This window comes from Nostoc foliaceum FACHB-393, assembly GCF_014698505.1.
GTDB lineage: Bacteria > Cyanobacteriota > Cyanobacteriia > Cyanobacteriales > Nostocaceae > Nostoc > Nostoc foliaceum_A.
The window spans coordinates 1-18042 of the sequence record NZ_JACJTD010000095.1; the positions used below are offsets into that span (position 1 = coordinate 1).

General features: G+C 39.2%; 15 protein-coding genes and 1 pseudogene. 13 read left to right on the forward strand and 3 right to left on the reverse strand.

Features of this window, described 5'->3' with window-relative positions; all coding sequences use genetic code 11:
* A pseudogene (locus tag H6G92_RS39120) lies at positions 1-239 on the forward strand (hypothetical protein); the annotation flags it as partial.
* Positions 240-277: 38 nt separating this feature from the next.
* Here the strand turns inward: H6G92_RS39120 and H6G92_RS35165 are convergent.
* The gene (locus H6G92_RS35165) at positions 278-1219 is read right to left on the reverse strand and encodes a hypothetical protein (protein WP_190901081.1); all 942 of its coding nucleotides are present in this window, start codon (positions 1217-1219) and stop codon (positions 278-280) included.
* Between the two features lie 298 nt (positions 1220-1517).
* Between H6G92_RS35165 and H6G92_RS39980 the strand changes: the two genes are divergently transcribed.
* From H6G92_RS39980 to H6G92_RS35195, 7 genes are all read left to right on the forward strand, one after another.
* Entirely contained in the window at positions 1518-2231 is a 714-nt protein-coding gene (locus tag H6G92_RS39980) for a hypothetical protein (protein ID WP_242059444.1), read from the forward strand.
* Between the two features lie 109 nt (positions 2232-2340).
* Positions 2341-3651: an IS701 family transposase gene (locus H6G92_RS35175; RefSeq protein WP_190901083.1), complete on the forward strand. Its 1311-nt coding sequence runs from the start codon at positions 2341-2343 to the stop codon at positions 3649-3651.
* 56 nt (positions 3652-3707) lie between these two features.
* The gene (locus tag H6G92_RS35180) at positions 3708-3989 is read left to right on the forward strand and encodes a hypothetical protein (protein ID WP_190901085.1); all 282 of its coding nucleotides are present in this window, start codon (positions 3708-3710) and stop codon (positions 3987-3989) included.
* A gap of 250 nt (positions 3990-4239) precedes the next feature.
* Positions 4240-4371: a hypothetical protein gene (locus H6G92_RS40645; protein WP_277926859.1), complete on the forward strand. Its 132-nt coding sequence runs from the start codon at positions 4240-4242 to the stop codon at positions 4369-4371.
* 226 nt (positions 4372-4597) lie between these two features.
* A complete protein-coding gene (locus H6G92_RS35185) occupies positions 4598-5065 on the forward strand; it encodes a GNAT family N-acetyltransferase (RefSeq protein ID WP_190901087.1) in 468 nt (155 codons plus the stop codon).
* Positions 5066-5301: 236 nt separating this feature from the next.
* On the forward strand, positions 5302-7680 hold the full coding sequence (locus tag H6G92_RS35190) for a two-partner secretion domain-containing protein (protein WP_190901089.1): 2379 nt from the start codon (positions 5302-5304) through the stop codon (positions 7678-7680).
* A gap of 38 nt (positions 7681-7718) precedes the next feature.
* Positions 7719-10232 (forward strand): CHAT domain-containing protein, encoded by a 2514-nt coding sequence (locus H6G92_RS35195; protein ID WP_190901091.1) that lies wholly within the window; start codon positions 7719-7721, stop codon positions 10230-10232.
* Here the strand turns inward: H6G92_RS35195 and H6G92_RS35200 are convergent.
* Together H6G92_RS35200 and H6G92_RS35205 are read right to left on the reverse strand one after the other, a co-directional pair.
* Positions 10193-11161 (reverse strand): hypothetical protein, encoded by a 969-nt coding sequence (locus tag H6G92_RS35200; protein WP_190901093.1) that lies wholly within the window; start codon positions 11159-11161, stop codon positions 10193-10195. The two genes, H6G92_RS35195 and H6G92_RS35200, sit on opposite strands and share 40 nt — an antisense overlap.
* A gap of 147 nt (positions 11162-11308) precedes the next feature.
* Positions 11309-13285, reverse strand: a complete 1977-nt coding sequence (locus H6G92_RS35205; protein ID WP_190901096.1) for a protein kinase domain-containing protein — start codon at positions 13283-13285, stop codon at positions 11309-11311.
* Between the two features lie 401 nt (positions 13286-13686).
* Between H6G92_RS35205 and H6G92_RS35210 the strand changes: the two genes are divergently transcribed.
* From H6G92_RS35210 to H6G92_RS35225, 5 genes are all read left to right on the forward strand, one after another.
* Positions 13687-15342, forward strand: a complete 1656-nt coding sequence (locus H6G92_RS35210; protein ID WP_242059445.1) for an NACHT domain-containing protein — start codon at positions 13687-13689, stop codon at positions 15340-15342.
* An 11-nt stretch (positions 15343-15353) separates the two neighbouring features.
* A complete protein-coding gene (locus H6G92_RS35215; RefSeq protein ID WP_190901098.1) occupies positions 15354-15626 on the forward strand; it encodes a fertility inhibition FinO-like protein in 273 nt (90 codons plus the stop codon).
* A 231-nt stretch (positions 15627-15857) separates the two neighbouring features.
* Entirely contained in the window at positions 15858-15983 is a 126-nt protein-coding gene (locus H6G92_RS40650) for a hypothetical protein (RefSeq protein WP_277926863.1), read from the forward strand.
* Between the two features lie 299 nt (positions 15984-16282).
* A complete protein-coding gene (locus H6G92_RS35220; RefSeq protein ID WP_190901100.1) occupies positions 16283-16615 on the forward strand; it encodes a hypothetical protein in 333 nt (110 codons plus the stop codon).
* Positions 16612-18042 (forward strand): DUF3854 domain-containing protein (locus H6G92_RS35225; protein ID WP_190901102.1); only part of this gene is annotated, 1431 nt, incomplete at its 3' end. The genes H6G92_RS35220 and H6G92_RS35225, both read left to right, overlap by 4 nt.

The following is an 18042-nucleotide window of genomic DNA, read 5'->3' on the forward strand; positions in this document are numbered from 1 at the left end:
GTTTACTTGTTCAGTGTTCCAACAACGACCGAGGATTCCATCAAGACACTATTGCCCAAATTCAAAAAGAAATAGAAAATTGGAAATGTGATTTGGATATTCCTATCTTGATCCAAGTTCTCCCAAGAGGAGTTGAAAATTCAGAAACTAAACTTTTTGATGGGTTCGTTACCCTTTGGTGCAATTGTCCGGAATTTGAATTGTGGCGAGAAATATTTGAAACTAAACTCGATAAGTGAACTTTGTTGCATTAAATTATTGTTTCCTAACTGCACCATCATTTCTGTTGCCTCCACTCGATCTTGTACTCCCGTTCCACAGCCGCCAGCAATTTTGCCTGCAAGGATGACAGATACGGTTTAGCTTGTTTCCCCAACCCCTGCAACAGCCAATCCACAGAAGAGTCACGGCTGTCCACTTGATTTAACTGCCGTAACCTCACACATAGCTGCTGCATGAATTGGCAATCTTCATCAAGCAGTTCGAGTGATTTCAGGTGTTCAATCTTCACGGTGTAGTCACCGTCCCAGGTCTGGACTGTACAACTGTATTGCCCAACATGAGTTACCACGCCCCAATAACCCGCTTTACCTCTCAAGTCTGGGTTATCCTTTGGCAAAAGAATGCATATTTCACCAATATGGTAAGGATTGGGTACTTTCGTGCTTTCGCGTATCCTATCTACAATATCTTTCACTATGCGACCAGATGGAATCTTATTGCCAGCTTGCTCTACTGCCTGTTGCCATACATCCGCTTGCACATCCGGTTCCAATTCAGCTTTCGCCAAAAAGCGCAATTGTCGTTCGTTGGTCGGCATTGGAATTTGCCGACCATTGGTCGGCAAAAACTTTTGAAGATTCTCATAAACCACAGTCGCTGAAATCTTCAAGTACGCCGCGTCACGACTATAATTGAAGCGATCGCGGCAGTATTCTTCAAAAGTACGGTGCGTGGAACGGTACAGCCGTCTGTCCCTCAACTCCATCAGCGCCTGACCTGCTGACAAAAATGCCCTTTCTACCTGACGTTCCAATTGCAAGCGTAAGCTTTGTTCTTCTTCGGTCAACTCTGTAACTTCAACAGCAGTAACCGTAATCGTTGCTGAGGCTGGGTTGTCTTCGCTAGAAGTATTTTCGAGAGCAGAGTCGGTTGCTGGCTTTGGTTCACCAGATGCCCCAGGGATAACTTTCTTGCGTCTGGATGGGGGTTTGTTCATTGCCTCACCTCTAGGCTGACAGCAGTCGAACAAATATTGAATTGTGTCATCATGGAAATATAGAGTTTTTATTTATGCCCCCATCCTTTAAACAGGTTGGGGTTTTTCACTGCTTTTTATATTTTGCACCGATGAAAGAATACTTTGACGAAAATCAGTCCAATACCACAGTTAACAAGAAAGACTTCAGAAGTCAGGAACCTGAATTCAATTCTGACTTGTGACAACTGACAACTGACTTCAATTTCAGCTTATTCTAGAAAATACCCTCTTCAGCACATGGGTAAAACAACGGCTAATGCTTGATTATTTAACTGCGGGTATTGCATTTTGGATGACTTTGTTTGGAGTACAAGAGTCGTTGTTAGAATTTCGCCTGGGTTATCTCGGTCGTTACTGGTTTATTGCGATTAGTGCTAGCCTACTCCTGAGCTTTTTGCTCTCTGCCCCAATTATTATCACGCTAATCATTAAATTTGCGGTAGATCCGTTCACTTTTCCAGGTAATGTTATTCTTTGTGCAATCGCTGCCGTCATCTTTGGTGTGATTCTCAGTCTGGCGCAATGGCTGATACTCCGTCAAACCCAGATGACACCGAGAGTTTTTGCACTGATCAATACTGTTATTGGAATTCTCGTTTACTTCCTACTAGTGTGGCTCAATGAGGGTAGTTTGGAGTGGAGCGGTAATCCCATTCAAGGCTGGAAAACTGTAATAATATTTTTGGCTGGTGGTGCGATTACCGGAGCAGCCACTGGTAAAATCTTGGACTTCTACTGTGAGAGAGTAGAACAGCGATTAATTCAACTTGTGAGAGAAAGAGAAGAGAAAGAAAGGCAGAGAAGAGAAAGAGTAGAAAGAGAAAGATTTGAAAGAGAAAAGCTTGAAAGTGAAATTCTAGAAAGGGAAATTTTAGAAAAAAAAATCATCGAGAGAGAAATCGCTTTGGAGGAAGAAAGAAAGTGGTATGAAGAACATGGTGATGATAATTTCGATTATGATGATGAATAATATCTTGGCTTCGTATTGTCAGTTATACAAGATAGTACAATCTTAACCCTCTTTTGTCACTCTCGCCAAAGTATAATTGAGTGCGATCGCAAAAACTAAGACAGAGAGTATGGTTGAGCGTCGCCCAGCTGCACCTACAGTAAAATTTGTGGACGAATACTGCCAGTTATATCAAAAACTATTTCCAGAAGTGAGAAGCTTTGAAGCTTTTAAGTACTTACATATGGGATGTGTAACTGAAGTAAAACGTAAAACCCTACCGGAAATAGCGAAAATTGTCGGGTTAGATAATCATCAAAAATTACATCATTTTTTAACAGAATCACCGTGGGATGTCAAAAAATTAAGGAGGCAAAGGTTAGAATTAATATTATATATACTCCAAGGTCGCCCAATCATACTAATCATTGATGAGACAGGTAATAAGAAAAAAGGAAATAAGACTGATTATGTGAAACGACAGTACATTGGAAATTTAGGTAAAACAGATAATGGTATTGTGGCAGTCACGGCATATGCAGTTTTATCTGGAATGACGTTTCCTCTAATATTTGAAGTATATAAACCAAGGGAAAGACTACAACCAGGAGAAAAATATTTAACTAAACCTGAAATCGCCGGAGCAATGATTAGAAAATTGCGGTCAAAGGGGTTTAGATTCAATCTTGTCCTGGCGGATAGCTTATATGGTGAAAGTGGTAAAAATTTTTTAAGCGTATTAAATGAATTAGAGCTTAATTTTATTGTAGCGATTCGCTCAAACCATAGAGCATGGGGAATTACAGGCTCGAAAATAAAATATTCAAACTGGCAAACATTTCGGCGTGTTTTTTCAGATTTAAGTTCAGAAAATAGATATATTAGAGAGATAATATGTAGCAAAAAATCCGAAGTCAGGTATTGGCAAATAACAACGGATATTGAAGTTCTTCCCAAAAACACGACTTGGTATGTCATGAGTAAATATCCAGACATTACTCCAAGAGACGTGGGCAATTTTTATGGTTTAAGAACTTGGGTAGAATATGGGTTAAAACAAAGTAAAAATGAATTAGGGTGGGCAGATTTTCGCTTAACTCATTATTCACAAATAGAGAAGTGGTGGGAAATTGTTTTTAGTGCTTATCTTTTGGTTAGTCTTCATTCCGAACAATTACTTAAATTTCCCCCACAATCTGAATCCAATTTCTCATCGCATCCCTGGTGGGATAATGGGAATGGTTGGAATAGTATTCTTAATAACCTCCGTTTAATAATTCAACCTTTCGTACTGTTTAATTTAATTAAACCTTGGCTAATAGTCTTTAAAATTCCTCAGCTATCTGATGGCTTTTCTACGCTTCAAAGGATTGTCAATAGTCTTACTTATTCAATTTTTCATAATTTCAGTAACCCTAATTTATATTTTTCCTCTGCCTAGAGTGACAAAAGAGGGTTAACCATACAATTGCTACTCAATCAAAGTATATATTTAATATGGCTATCAACCATCCTCTTTTACTTGCAGTGTTATCCCTTTCTATTATCTGTGTTGGTACGCCTTCCGTCTCTGCACTCTATTCACCAATACCAACAGCATTGACACTTATAAAGGATAACCAAAAGTCCCCATCAATCATCTTCTTCCTGCCCAAAGAACGCCCTCAGCCTGGAGTCGGTTGGGAAATAGCCACCAGTTCCGGTGATGCAGAATTAGCCCTAGCGCAGCATCTGGTCAACATCGGTGCAAAAGAATACGTGTTTATCAAAATTTTCTAAGATATTCAACATCTAATATCAAGCTAATAAATGTTGGCAGCTTAAGTTCAAGATGAAAATCATGATTTTCCCTTGCTAAGGTAGTCCGAAATTAGCAATTCTGACAAAAGAAGGTTTTGTCGCAAATAACTACTTTTGTCAGTAGTTAACAACGCTGTCAATAATAGTACAAACAACTGCTTTCAATGAAGAACAATTGTCTGTTGTGTTTCCTGTGTGTTCCTGATTTAGCTGAGTTTCCCTAATTTATATGAGTTACAAAAAATACATTGCTGGCATTCCAAACATTGCCAAACTAAAGCTTACAAGCAAAGGCAGTATCCGCGATCGCAACCTACAGATACCGGATACTGCTAACTTCAACATCTATACTAACGCTTGAATACTTAACAAGCGCCATACAGACTTAGTTGGTAAGCTGGTTGTGGTTAAAAAATATCAAAGTAATTTAGTAATGAAATATTGGTGCGCTCAAGGATCAAACAAAAGTAGCTCTTTTGCAGTGTCGGCGCATCTAAAGCACTCACAAAAAGTTGACAAAACCCATAATTTTGGTAAAAAATAAACCATTCAAGGTACATTGCGATTGTCCAATTATGGTTTGATAAATGATACAGTGTAATTTTTCGTTGCCACCTGAGTATGTTCTTCGTAAGGCCAAGCCTTTTGATATGTGGTTAATAGTATTTTTTGTGTTTAGAGCAAGGCTAGACCCCAGTCAATTAAGATGGCAGCAATTTTGGGTCATTGAATGTGATGGACATTTAGTAGCCTTCGGGCAGATCCGAAACTTTCACTTAGCACAAGAGCTAGGCAGTTTATTTGTTGCACCGACTTGGCGAAACCGTGGTTTAGGGACTGTTTTGATACAGCATTTAATTACTCAAGCTAGTCAACCGCTTTATTTAAAATGCTTAAAACATCAATTGGTGAATTTTTACATTAAAAGAGGCTTTGTATCCGTTAATTTTAAAGATTTACCACCATCCCTCAAGCCAAAGTTTGGACTATCCCAATTACGAAAGAGGTTAACGAAAGCTTTTGTGCTGTTTATGAAGTATGAATATCCCAACTGAGCGCTTATTAACATTAACCTTTATCGCTGTATTGTACTCTTTCAATTACGAATATTTAAGTTGTACAATACTGCTATACTCTTGTGCGCCATTTAGATGACCTGGCTGAGTTTACAAGTTTTAACCTACAAGTATCCAAACCTTATTTTAAATATAAAAGAGGTCTTTTGAAACTATATACTGTTCTGTTATCGGGTTTTAAAAGCGGCGTTATATCTTATTTACTACTCATTTCAGTGCCAGTTAACGCACAGATCATACCAGATAAAACACTACCTATTAATTCCAATGTTGAACATGAAGGTAATACTAACCGCATAGAAGGTGGCACTATAAAAGGGAGCAACTTGTTCCACAGTTTTGAACGATTTTCCGTGCTTACTGGAAATGAAGCTTACTTTAACAACGATATAAATATCCAAAACATTATTACTCGTATTACTGGGAAGTCTATTTCTAATATCGATGGCATTCTCAAAGCCAATGGCACGGCTAATTTGTTTCTGCTCAATCCCAATGGCATTATTTTTGGTAATAATGCCAAATTAAATATTGGTGGTTCATTTCTAGCTACTACTGCAAATCAAATTCATTTTGCTGATGATACTAAATTTAGTACAAACAATCCCCAACCTAATCCTTTACTAACAGTAAGTGTGCCTATAGGACTGCAAATTGATAGCAATCCCGGTACAATTCGCATCCAAGGTACAGGTCACAATCTAATTGGCCCTCCTTTTTCTCCTCTAATCACAAGTAGTAGCGCCGCAAATTTACAAGTGCAACCAGAAAGAACTGTAGCAATTGTTGGTGGTGATGTAATTTTAGAGGGAGGTGTGATAACGGCTAGGGGAGGGCGAATTGAATTGGGTAGCCTCAGCAATGGTTCAGTCAGTATTAATCCTACGACCTCTGGCTGGAAACTGGGCTATGAAAATGTACCTTATTTCCAAGATATTAACCTCTCAAAACGCGCTCTAGTTAATACTAGTGGCATTGGCAGTGGATCTATACAGATAGAGGGACGCAGAGTTACGCTTACAGATGGCTCAGTAATCTTAAATCAAAATCAAGGAACACTACCAGGAGGCACACTAAACGTGAATGCTTCCGAGTCTTTGTCAGTGAGTGGTAGCGATCCAATTGCTAGGACAGCTGGTGGTTTGCGGAGCGAAACTTTGGGATTTGGCAAAGCTGGAGACATTGCAATTTCAACCAAACAGGTAATTATTAAAAATGGAGGACAAATAAATAATTTAACCTTTGGTGCTGCAACAAGTGGCAATATAAATGTGAATGCCTCTGATTTTATACAATTGCTTGGGGTTTCGCCTTTTGACCCTGCTGTTTTTAGTACTATCAGTACTGCAACTTTCAATTCTGGAAACGCAAACAATATTACAGTGTCAACAGGGCAATTCGTTGCCACGGATGGAGGTAACTTGTCCTCTTCAACCTTTGGAACTGGTAGAGGAGGAGATGTGACTGTAAGTGCAACTGACTCTCTAGAAATAATAGGAGCTTCACCAATAACCTTTCAGCCAAGTATTTTATCTTCCATATCGCTCAATGCTGGCAAAGCTGGCAGCCTAACAATCAGTACATCAAAGTTGATGGTTCGAGATGGAGGAAGGGTTGACGCTTCTACTTTAGCAAGTGGGGAGGGCGGTAGTGTTACGATTAACGCCTTTAAATCTGTAGAGGTAAGTGGTAAGATACTTGGTTTTGGAGAGCCTAGTTTGGTGATCTCCAGTGCTAATATCGTCTCTCCAACCTTGCAAAAGTTATACAGACTCCCTCCAGTGCCTTCTGGAAAATCTGGAAACGTGACGATTAATACTGGCCAGTTGAGTGTTACAGACGGTGCTGAAGTTAACGTGAGAAATGACGGTTCTAACGATGCTGGAACACTCAGAATCAATGCTGCTTCTGTTTCTTTAAACAAAAAAAGTGCCATTACAGCAACTACTGCTAACGGCGAAGGCGGTAATATTTTCGTGAATGCACGGTATTTGCAGCTAAGTAATTACAGTGCTGTAACGACGACCGCAGGTAGTAGAGGCAATGGCGGTAATATGAACATCAATGCAGATATATTAAGTGCTTGGGGGAAGAGCAGTATTGCTGCCAATGCTTTCTATGGGCATGGAGGAAATGTGCTAATTAATACTAGAGGACTTTTTATTACTCGTGACAGTCAAATTTCTGCAAGTTCTAAATACGGAATTAACGGCACTGTTAGCATTAACAATACTGGTGGTGAAATTTATCCTACTAAACTCAAATCAGAATCGATTCCAGTAGCTCCTCAAATAGCCTCAGTTTGTCAAAAAAATTCAGGTATGCCAATCAGTAAATTTGTGAATGTTGGCACCGGTGGACTGCCAGCTAATTCTGATGATATGCCATATATGAATTATGAACAGCAAAATAACTCTGTTGCAATCCACAAAAATAATAACTTAGAGGCATCTAAGGCATCACAAACTGAAGAACCTATACAGATAATAGAAGCTCAGGGTTGGATAATAAATCTTGATGGGAATGTCGTCTTAACTGCACAAAACAATACAGCAACCCCTAATAGCTCATTATCTGCCTTGGCGTGTCGTTAAAAGTTTTTTGTATAAGCAAGACTGGTAATGGAGCGAAAATGCTTAAATATCGGTATTGGTTCAAGTATTTATTGTTAGTCATTCTCGGCTTATCCATAGTTATCACCCAACCATCCTTTATATTAGCTCAGGAGGTAAATAAAGCAACACAACAACAAAAGCAGGCACAATTGTTGACTCAAAAAGGTTACGATCAATTGAATCAAGGTCAGGCAGCATCAGCCCTTGAAACTTGGCAAAAAGCCACAATAATTTACCGCCAACTAAACGATCAAAAGTTACTTACTAAAAGCTTAATCAATGAAAACATTGCTCTGCAAACTTTAGGTTTGTATCCTCGTGCATGTAATACGCTTTTGTCAGCTTTGAAGTTAAATGCAAATACTTCTCTTTGCGCCAATACGCCACAGCAACCTACTGAATATATGGAAAAAATGCTGACGGCAGCCATCAATAAGCAAACTACTTCACCCCTAAATTTGCTCGGATTGCACAACTTAGGAGAAGTCTTGCGTCGGTTAGGCAAGCTTGATGAATCAAAAAAAGTTTTGTCAGAAATATTATCTGCTGCTAAGTTTATCCCTTCTATTGATACTAGTGGCATTCTGCTTTCATTAGGTAGTACTAAACAGGATATTTACAAACAAGCACGGAATCAATATTCTGAAATAGAAGAACCCATTTCCCAGAAACAATTTGTCACTTTCATTCAACAACAGGTACTTGAGTCTCTCGATATTTATCAACAAGTGATTAGTACCTCAAATGCTCCAAAGGAAATAAAATTGCAAGCTCAATTACATCGCTTGAGCTTACTGGTGGACTTTGATCAGTGGTTGGTAGTAGAGTCCAATTCAGGTAATACAAAATTAGCCTCCCTTCGTACTTTAATCACTCAACAGATACAGCCATCTGTAGCTTTACTGTTGGAAAATAATTCTGTCTTTTCTCAACTACCAACCAGCTATTCTGTTTATGCCAAGCTGAATTTCGCTAAAAGTTTAAATAAAATTCCAGGACAACAGTTCCATTCCCTAGCTATTGAATATGCTGAATCTGCTTTAGAAAAGGCTAAAAGCACTAATAGTCAGAGATTACAGTCAGAGAGTTTTGGCACTTTAGGAAAGTTAAAACTAGAGCGATCACAACCATATTTTGAACAGGCTTTGGGATTGGCTCAATCAGTTCAAGCATGGGATCTTGCCTATCAATGGCAGCATGAATTAGGAATTTTGTACAAGGAGCAGGGAAAATATAAAGAGGCTCTCCAAGCTTATAGTGCCGCAATTGAAAACGTGACTCAAGTTCGCAACAATCTTTTGTCAAATAATACAAATTTACAGTTCTCATTCAAAGAAAAAGTAGAGCCTTTGTATCGTGAGTATATGCGATTGCTCCTAACAGATTATAATCCTAATTTGGAGCGCATAATTCAGACTAATGAAAGACTGCAAATAGCAAAATTGGAAAATTATCTTCAATGTGGCAAGCTAAATCTTGTGGCTTTGAATGATTTGAAAAATTTAGATAGCATTCCTTCAGTAATTCACATTATTGATTTAGGCAATAGTATAGAGGTGGTTGTTCAGTCACCTGACAAATCCGTTCACCACCACTCTGTTGCTCCAAAGTTAGTGAAATTTCATGCAGATCATCTTTTACAAACTTTACAGGATCAGAATTTTGCTAATACTAAAATCCAGGTTATTCTTGATTATTCTCAAGCACTTTATAATTTGCTTGTTGCACCTATAAAGAAATATTTGCCCCTAGATGGAACATTAGTGTTTACTTTAGATACATCTTTCCAAAGTTTACCTATGGGCTTGCTTCATGATGGAAAAGATTATTTACTGAAGCACTACAACATTGCTGAGACTTTGGGTTCTAAAGTTCGGCAGCCCAAACTTTTACTTAGAAAACAATTAAGAGCTTTAATTGCTGGACTCTCTAAATCTAGTCCCAGCTTCAAAGCCGCAAATGCTCCTTCATACCTGACAGAACTGCCATCTGTGGTAGAAGAAATAGCAAACGTCAAAGAGCAAACCAATTCTTCACTCTCGTTACTCAATGAAGAATTCACTTATAAGCGTTTTATAAAAGAAGTAAGTAGAGAGACTTTTCCAATTATTCACTTAACAACTCATGCTCAATTTAATTCGGTTCCTCAACTGACAATGTTTTTTAGCTGGGACAAGCCAATCAACTTATTAGAGTTTGACAGTTTACTCAAACAAAAAAATCAAATCAATGAAGATGCAATTGAGTTATTGGTTTTGAGTGGTTGTGAGACAGCTAAGGGAAATAAGCGCTCGGCATTAGGAATCGCTGGGATCGCAGCCCAAGGAGGAGCAAGGAGTACTGTCGCAACTTTATGGCGCGTAGATGATAAATCTACCGCTATGCTCATGAAAGAATTTTACAAGGAGTTGAAAGATGGTAAAACTAAAACAGAGGCACTACGTCTTGCACAATTAAGTTTGTTATCAAATCCAGATTACTCCCACCCTTACTATTGGGCAGGTTTCCTCCTCATCGGTGGTTGGCTTTGAGATTTCATCAATTTTAGCCGTGACTGCACCTGAGCTAATTCATTAGAGTTGCCACTACTTTTCGCCAACCACTCTGCCATTTTATATTCACGAAAAGCTTCATCTAGTAACCATGCGTCCAAATAACGATCTCCTAGTACTCTAAACAGAGTCGGATTTTTACTACCTGCTGCCACTCTTGCTTTTAATGAATTAATTGTTTCATTTAAAAACCCTTTTGACATATATATAATATCTAGATCGAGAAAAGCAGCTTCGTCGGCAGATAAGCCTAATTTGTTAATTACATCCACCTCCTCTAAAACCTGTTTAACATCACTTTCAGGCAATACATGGACTACTAATTTTCCAGGAGAATTAATAGGAGAGTCACCTTTATTTGCAGTTACTGTAATTGTATACGCAGCACTGTACTCCAATTCTTTTCGTTTTTTTGGATAGGGCAGTATAGTATCTTTTACTTCTGCTTCCCAGTGAAATTCGTAACTAGTGATCTCTACTGTATAGCTGGTAGCATTCTTAACAGGATGCCAAGAAATTGTCGGTCGGGTATTTAAAAGTATATTTCCGTAGGGAGTAATCAGCTTTAGTGAATCTTGATCTTCACTTGGCCCTTTCATCTTCGGACAGACATTCCGGTTTAGAGGTGTACATTGCCGTCGTTCTGCTTGAACCTGTTGCGGCGTACATATACCTGAGACACCGAAAACAGCACCTTGCTGAAATTCTAAAACCTGGCGACTCGAATAGCACACAGCCTTAACCGTACTTCCATTAGCTGGGTTAATCTTATCTCCTAGACAAATCTCGCTTCCGACTGCTAGATAGCGATCGCCTGAGCTGATAATTCGACCAACTTCATTAATGCAGACACGCTTTGCTACTAGTTGGGGTTGAGCCAATGCGCCGCCAGAGTTTGATAGAAGCATTATTGATGCAATTGTTACCAATGGAACTCTAGAGACTTTTTTCCCTACTTCGTTTGTTGAGTCCGGTGTGGCTAGATTGGGCATTGAAAATATTGTCTGGTTATCTTTAAGTTAGTAGCATAACGGGATTAGGGAACAAAAAAAAGCCTATGGTGAAGATTCCGGCACAATATCTCCCAATAACCGCTTTAATACTTGTTTTCTCCATTTCTGAACCTCTAACTGGTTAGACTCAGCAACCAAGCAGACTTCCCAGGATATCCTGGCATGATTAATTTCACCCAAAACTTCATGTACTTGTGCTAGCAGGCAGTAAGCATCTGTTCTTTTGGAGTCTAATTTAATCGCTTTTTCTAAATATTCCTTCGCTTCGCCATATTTCTTTTGCCCTAATTTCGCCCACCCTAAATTCTTGTACAAAGTAGCTTGTCTTTCAGGATCTTTAGTTTTTTTTAAGCCTTCTAGAGCTAAACCAACTGCTGCATTATAATCCCCAGTTATATTCTTTAATCTTGATAGATTATTAAGGGGTTGTGCGTCTTTGTTGCTATTTTGTATAGCCAATTTATATTGGATTTCTGCTAATGTGTATTCGCCTCGATCATCGTAAAAACTTCCCAATCCGTAATGCCCTTCCCAAGCATTAGGTTTTAATTTAAACAGGGTTTCATAACTATCGTTAACGCACTTGTCATCACCTAAGTCTTGACATACTAAAGCCAAGTTATTGTAAATGACTACATCTTTAGGATTAAATTTGATAGCGAGTAGATAGTATTTTTTAGCAATTTCAGGAGCTATTCCGCGCCGATCAGCCTGCTCAAAGTAGAACTTAGAGATTGAATAAGTTAAATTAGGATTGTATTTGACTGCTGCTTCAAAGTCTTTTTCAGCATCTATAATACGATTTTCTTTATGTGATTTTTCACCTTGCTCAAAAAAAGAGGTTGCTACTTTAAGATTTAACTTATTATTCAAATTAACTGCTTTTTGAAAATAACTTTTTGCTTCCTCAGACCTATTTTGTTGTTGAGCTTTTTTACCTTCATTTAGATAATAATTTGCTACTAAAGGTAGGGACGCATATATCAAACTAGCGATGCTTAAAAACCCGAATACGCCTACACCAACTCTAAATAACCTCGATTTAATTAGTCGGTTAAGTTTTGATTTAAATGGTAAACGCTCCAAACGCTGCAAAATTACTCCTGTAGTTTGCGGGCGTTGCCCTGGCAAGGGAGCCATTAAATCTTCTATAAAATCAGCGAAAGGTCTGTCTATCTGTGAAGCCTTGTCTCGCCAAATTAAATTTCCTGTACTCTTATCTGTTGGCAGACGCATTAGTGACATACCACTAACTAAATGTACAAGGGTTCGCCCTAAAGCATAAAAATCTGATTGAGGTACTGCTTGTCCATTTATCTGCTCTAAAGGGGTATAACGAGGTGTGACAACAGCTGTAATTTCATATACTCCTCCCCTGCCTGCACTAGTTCCCCCACTTCCACTAACTTTTGCTAGGTAGGTGTCAGTTACTCGCCGTGCAGTACCAAAATCAACTAATGCCAGTTGACCATTTATCTGAAGAACTATATTAGAAGGTTTGATATCTCGATGAAAAAAATTAGAGCGGTGTACTGTATCAAGAATTTCAACTAACTGCTTAAGCCATTCTAATGCTAGAGATTGTGAAATTTTCCCATTAAATTCTATCCATTCCTCCAAGTTTTGTCCCTCAAATTTATCCATAACTAAGCAATGTAATGTTAGAAGACTATTGTTTGGAACAAAAGTAAAATAGTCATCTAAAGTACTGCGAGGAATTTTTGGGTGTCGAATTAGTTGTAACGTGAGAGATTCCCGCTCAATTAACTCTACAAGCTTAGGTGTATTCCATTTTAGAACTTTCATGACTCGTTGTTCACGAACTGGATGCCACTTAGTACCAGTGTCATCTACTTCAAAAACATCAAAGTAGTTGTATGGATTATCAGTAAGCGCTTTTAATGGTTTGACTAGACGGATACGGTTATTAATCAGTAGTGAAGTACCACACGATACACACTTTTCAACGTTGTCTGGATTTTGACGGTGAGAGCATAGGGGATTGATACAGTAACTCACAAAACTTCCTCGCGCCTTCCTCCTCCGGGTTTAAAACATGAAGACTTACCTAGTAAATATTTATTTTGTACATGTGTATTCATAATCGTCAGCTTTATGTAGTATTTAGTAGTCTGGTCAGCTAAGACTTAAACATTAGTTGCCTAAACCCACATTTCTCACAAGTCCCACAATGGCTACGCTTACCGCAGGCATCAGATTCATCGTAACCTCTACCCAAAATATCTTTCAGTCATTTCTGACAGCTAAAAATTTTGATCCAGTGTGAAACGCCTGAATTTACGTTATTTAAGGGTTTGAGAAAACGAGTGATAAATCCGAGCTAAAGACCTCGGCAAGAAACTAAGGGTTGCTGACCTATTTGAAGGTCTAAGTGGTTTTATTAGAAAATATTATGATAAATGTGTAATGTAAACAATTATGAACAACGCTCAAGTATCATAAAAGTGCAGTATATTTTTAGAGGTGCAGTATACTTTTTACTTGAGCTAGCTCTAATCTACAATAAAAAATCCTCATACGATAAATACACTAACAAAAATTATAAAGATATGGATTTTAGTGCTGAATCAAGACTTAAGTCTACTAACGCTTCCTCTGTTCTTGTGAAAGAACAGAAAGTTTTAGGGCAAAGATTTTCAGCAGATGTAACTTTTGAAGATGCCTTGGCTGTGGTAGACAACTTAGTGTTAACCGAAAGGCGCAAACGCTTGTCTCCGCCTGAGATTCTTGTTATTAAAGCAGCTTGGGATGGAAAGGAGTATAAGGATGTAGCAAGCAATTCGACTTACAGTCTTAACTACTTGCAACGACGAGTAGCCTCTCCCCTGTGGAATATGCTTTCAACAACGATTGGAGATGGCGAACGAGTTGAAAAACAAAGCTTGCGGTATTTTTTAGAGCGAGTAACAAAAAAGTATCAGTTTCAAGATGCCATACATGAACAACAAACATACCCTGCTAAGAATCGGATACAAGTGATTGGTACTAAATCACCTGATGTGTCCAGTTTCTATGGTCGTGTACAAGAACTAATACATTTAAAAGAGTTAGCGATTAAGCAGAGATCCATATTGCTAGTAGGGGCAGCAGGAATTGGCAAAAGCGCATTAGCAGCAAAACTATTAGAAGAACTTAGTTTGGAGTCTCAGCCTAGATTTGATTGTTTAATCTGGAAATCGGTGGCCCACGCACCATTAGTTCAAGACTTAGTAGGTGATTTGATAGAGTTAATCCAACCTACAGAAATATCTTCAAGCTTGCCTGAGCATACACAGTCTATGATTTCGATATTGATCAAGCAGTTGCAATCACGTCGCTGCTTGCTCGTATTGGATGCATCTGAAGCTTTATTTCAAACAAGTAACTTTCAGTATCGACGAGACTATGGATTATTTTTTCGTCGCTTAACAGAGGAGCTGTGTCAAAGCTGCGTAATCATAACTAGCCGAGTTTTTCCTGATGAGATTGAGAGTCTAATAGCAGCTGAATTACCTATCGATTTTCTTAGAATTGAAGGGTTAGAGGCAGACGCTGCGTTACAGCTTTTATCTAGCAAAGGATTAATAGATCAAGAAAAATGCAATGATTTAATTAAAACTTATAGAGGTAATCCTTCAGAATTAAAAGCAGTAATTAATCGAATTCATCACTTTTTTGGAGGTAGCACCGAAAAGTTTTTTGAAAACCCAACTACATTAGTTAGTGACCAGTTTCAAGAAATGCTGAATCATGTATTTAGTCAATTATTGAGCAGAATTCAGAAGCGAATTATGATTTATTTAACAGAGGAAGTAACTTTAAATTCACAATACGTCAGCTTTGCTAAACTATTAAATGATATGAATCGTGAACCGCAAACGTCAGTTTCAAAATTTGAGCTAATTAAGGCATTAGAGGTACTTGAAAAACACTCATTAATTGAAACTATTAAAGACCCTATTACAGAAGAAATCAGCTTTAATTTAGAACCAGTAGTGAAAAAGTATATTAAAACAGATCCACAAGGGTGGGTATACACATCCAAAGCTTCATCCAATTTCCCAATCGCATCATAACAGAGGTATCTATGATTACAGGAAAACTAGAGATTACCACAAAAATCAGCGAACTTCCTCAAGCCGAGATACTGGAGAATAGCTGGCAGCAATTTGATATTGACTGTGACGGACAAATCATTTCAGTCACAAAACCCAAAGTTTGGAAGAAATTGACTGACAGTGCTAGTAATTACCCCCAATGTATAGCAACAATCACTCTTCAAATCGGTCAGCAAACAGACAATAGGTTCGTATTGGATAAACCTAATAATATACAAGTAAGTTTTTCAGCGCAAGCCTAAACCAGAAGCAACAGCCACGCCTGGTACTGCTTGAGCCAGGGTAATCACACCCTACACAGAAAGAGGTGCTACCAACCCTCGATTACCCATAAAGCAATCCTTAGCAAATATGGAGGTCACAAGTAAAAATCAAAACGACGTTAGATACCAGACGACCAGAAGTTCTGTAAGATCAAAACGAACAACAAATGGAGGGAGATACACAACAACACCAGAAATTTAAAGGACAAAATGCCACTAGAGAGTAGGCGCTTTGTCCAAGGCTCAAAAAACCGAATAATTTTAGAGCGGGGTTATCTCAAAGCAACCAAAGCAGTGGTAGTTAAAGTTTGGCGACTTGTTTCCACTGACTGGTAAAAAGAGATTGAGTCCACGCTGCTTCTCGTATTATACGAGAAGCCACACGAAACTGGTGCGTTTCGTGTGGTAATTTTTGCTGTTGAAATTCAAAAGATTTAAATAGGTTAAGTTTGATTAAGAAAAATTCTGAATTTTGTAGCATAAAGCAGTAGCAGCGCGAATAACAGTTACCAGTTACCAGTTACCAGTTATCAGTTATCAGTCAGAGTCTTTGATAACTGTTAACTGTTGACTGTTGACTGATAACTGATGCAACCCCCTCTGAACTTGTAAACCGAGTTATCAGGGAAAATATAGTGAAAAACAGAGAACGCCCCAAGAGCGCAGTGTTAGAGCGTATGGGGTCGAGTGCAGCTTTCGCATGGCAATTTTGTGCTGTGACGAAGGGAAATTTTCGGAATATCCAGGCTAGTAGTCTGGCAAGTCAACTTTGCATGGTGGTTAGCAGAGGGGCAGAGGGGCAGAGGGGCAGAGGGGAAAGAACTTGTATAAGCCTATCCTCTGCTCCCCTGCTCCCCTGCTCCCCTGCCGACCTCCACCCAGCAATTTTGGGATGGCGAACTGCTAGAGCAAGGGTTTCGCAGCTTGAAAGAGTTCTCTCTAAGGAATTCCGAGGGGAGAACCGATGAATGCCTCTTCAACTGAATATCCAAACAATCTCACGGCAGCGGAATACCATGAGTTGTTAGCTGGTAGCGCCATTCATCCGGCGTTGATTAAGCGCAACTTCTTTCACGTTGAGGGAGAATCAGTTTATGATTTCCTGTTCATATCTGATAAAATACCACGTAAGAATGCGGGTCGGGTAACAGATGGATACATAAAAATGTATCAGCATCTATTACTGGGTGGGACGTGGATTCAGTCACTTGACCCGTTCAAAAACTGGCAACCAATGGAATGGGGACGGATTAAACCGAACTTCCCGCGCATTGATTGGCAAACAGGTAAGTCCGTTAAGTATGAGTCACCACCCAAAACCGCCAACCGCGTTACCTACTTTGATGTCGCTAACCCCATCTGGGACAAAGTTGCAAAGCGTTATTTAATTAAGCGCTATCATTCGCTTTTAGCATTGCGCTTGCTGGATCAACTCAATCCACTAATATTTTGGGAGTGGGTGAAACAGCATCCAGAGATTCCGATTATCTTATGCGAAGGGGAGAAGAAAGCCGCTTGCTTGCTGAGTCTGGGGTTTGTAGCGATCGCACTTCCGGGAATTTGGAACGGGCGCGTGGGCAAACAGGATTTTGATGAACGGTTGCATCCTGACTTAGTACCAATGGCTCAGGCGGGGCGCAAGTTCATAATTCTTTTTGACTACGAAACTTCTTCTAAAACCAGGTGGTCGGTGTTTCAAGCCACTGTTCGCACTGCAAAAGCAATCGAATCGGCTGGTTGTGAATGTGAAGTTGCATTACTGCCGGGGCCAGAAAAAGGCGTTGATGATTTTGTAGTTAGTCGCAGTGAAGATGCCAATGCACTACTAACTGCAATTATAGACGATGCCAAATCACTCAAAGATTACCAGCGCTCGTATCGGGCTAAGAAATGGGGGTTAAGCAAGTACCAGCCAGATGTCACTATTAATGTCAAGTATCTCTCTGAGGCTTTGTGCATTCCTGAACTTGAAGAAAAATGCAATTTGCCTGAGCTTTATGAGCTTGAAAAGGAACAACTTTTCACGCCATCTATAAAAGGACATCCTCCAAACAAGGAGTCTACGGATTCTGGCGGAGTTGATTCATCCAAATCGAAGAAATCCCCTACCTTCAATTTCCCAAAATCAGGACTAGTCGTACTCTGGAGCGATATGGGCACTGGTAAAACCCAACTCATGCGCTGGTGGCGTGACCAAAACCCCGACGCGCGGTTCCTCAACAATGGACATCGCGTAAATTTGCTGAAAAATCTTGCCGAACGCTTGCAGACGGCGATGTATTCAGACTTGGGTTACACAGGTTTAGCCCAGGCTCAAGCCCTTAGTATTACTATCGACAGCTTGCATAAGCTGAATACTCAGTCTCTCACCTACGGCTGCATATTTATAGATGAA

Coding starts and splice junctions, on each gene's coding strand:
- H6G92_RS35180 (WP_190901085.1), top strand. CDS start 3,708: ATGGCTATCAACCATCCTCTTTTACTTGCAGTGTTATCCCTTTCTATT.
- H6G92_RS35195 (WP_190901091.1), top strand. CDS start 7,719: ATGCTTAAATATCGGTATTGGTTCAAGTATTTATTGTTAGTCATTCTC.
- H6G92_RS35175 (WP_190901083.1), top strand. CDS start 2,341: ATGGTTGAGCGTCGCCCAGCTGCACCTACAGTAAAATTTGTGGACGAA.
- H6G92_RS35210 (WP_242059445.1), top strand. CDS start 13,687: ATGTGTAATGTAAACAATTATGAACAACGCTCAAGTATCATAAAAGTG.
- H6G92_RS35200 (WP_190901093.1), bottom strand. CDS start 11,161: ATGCTTCTATCAAACTCTGGCGGCGCATTGGCTCAACCCCAACTAGTA.
- H6G92_RS35185 (WP_190901087.1), top strand. CDS start 4,598: ATGATACAGTGTAATTTTTCGTTGCCACCTGAGTATGTTCTTCGTAAG.
- H6G92_RS35165 (WP_190901081.1), bottom strand. CDS start 1,219: ATGAACAAACCCCCATCCAGACGCAAGAAAGTTATCCCTGGGGCATCT.
- H6G92_RS40650 (WP_277926863.1), top strand. CDS start 15,858: ATGCCACTAGAGAGTAGGCGCTTTGTCCAAGGCTCAAAAAACCGAATA.
- H6G92_RS40645 (WP_277926859.1), top strand. CDS start 4,240: ATGAGTTACAAAAAATACATTGCTGGCATTCCAAACATTGCCAAACTA.
- H6G92_RS35215 (WP_190901098.1), top strand. CDS start 15,354: ATGATTACAGGAAAACTAGAGATTACCACAAAAATCAGCGAACTTCCT.
- H6G92_RS39980 (WP_242059444.1), top strand. CDS start 1,518: ATGCTTGATTATTTAACTGCGGGTATTGCATTTTGGATGACTTTGTTT.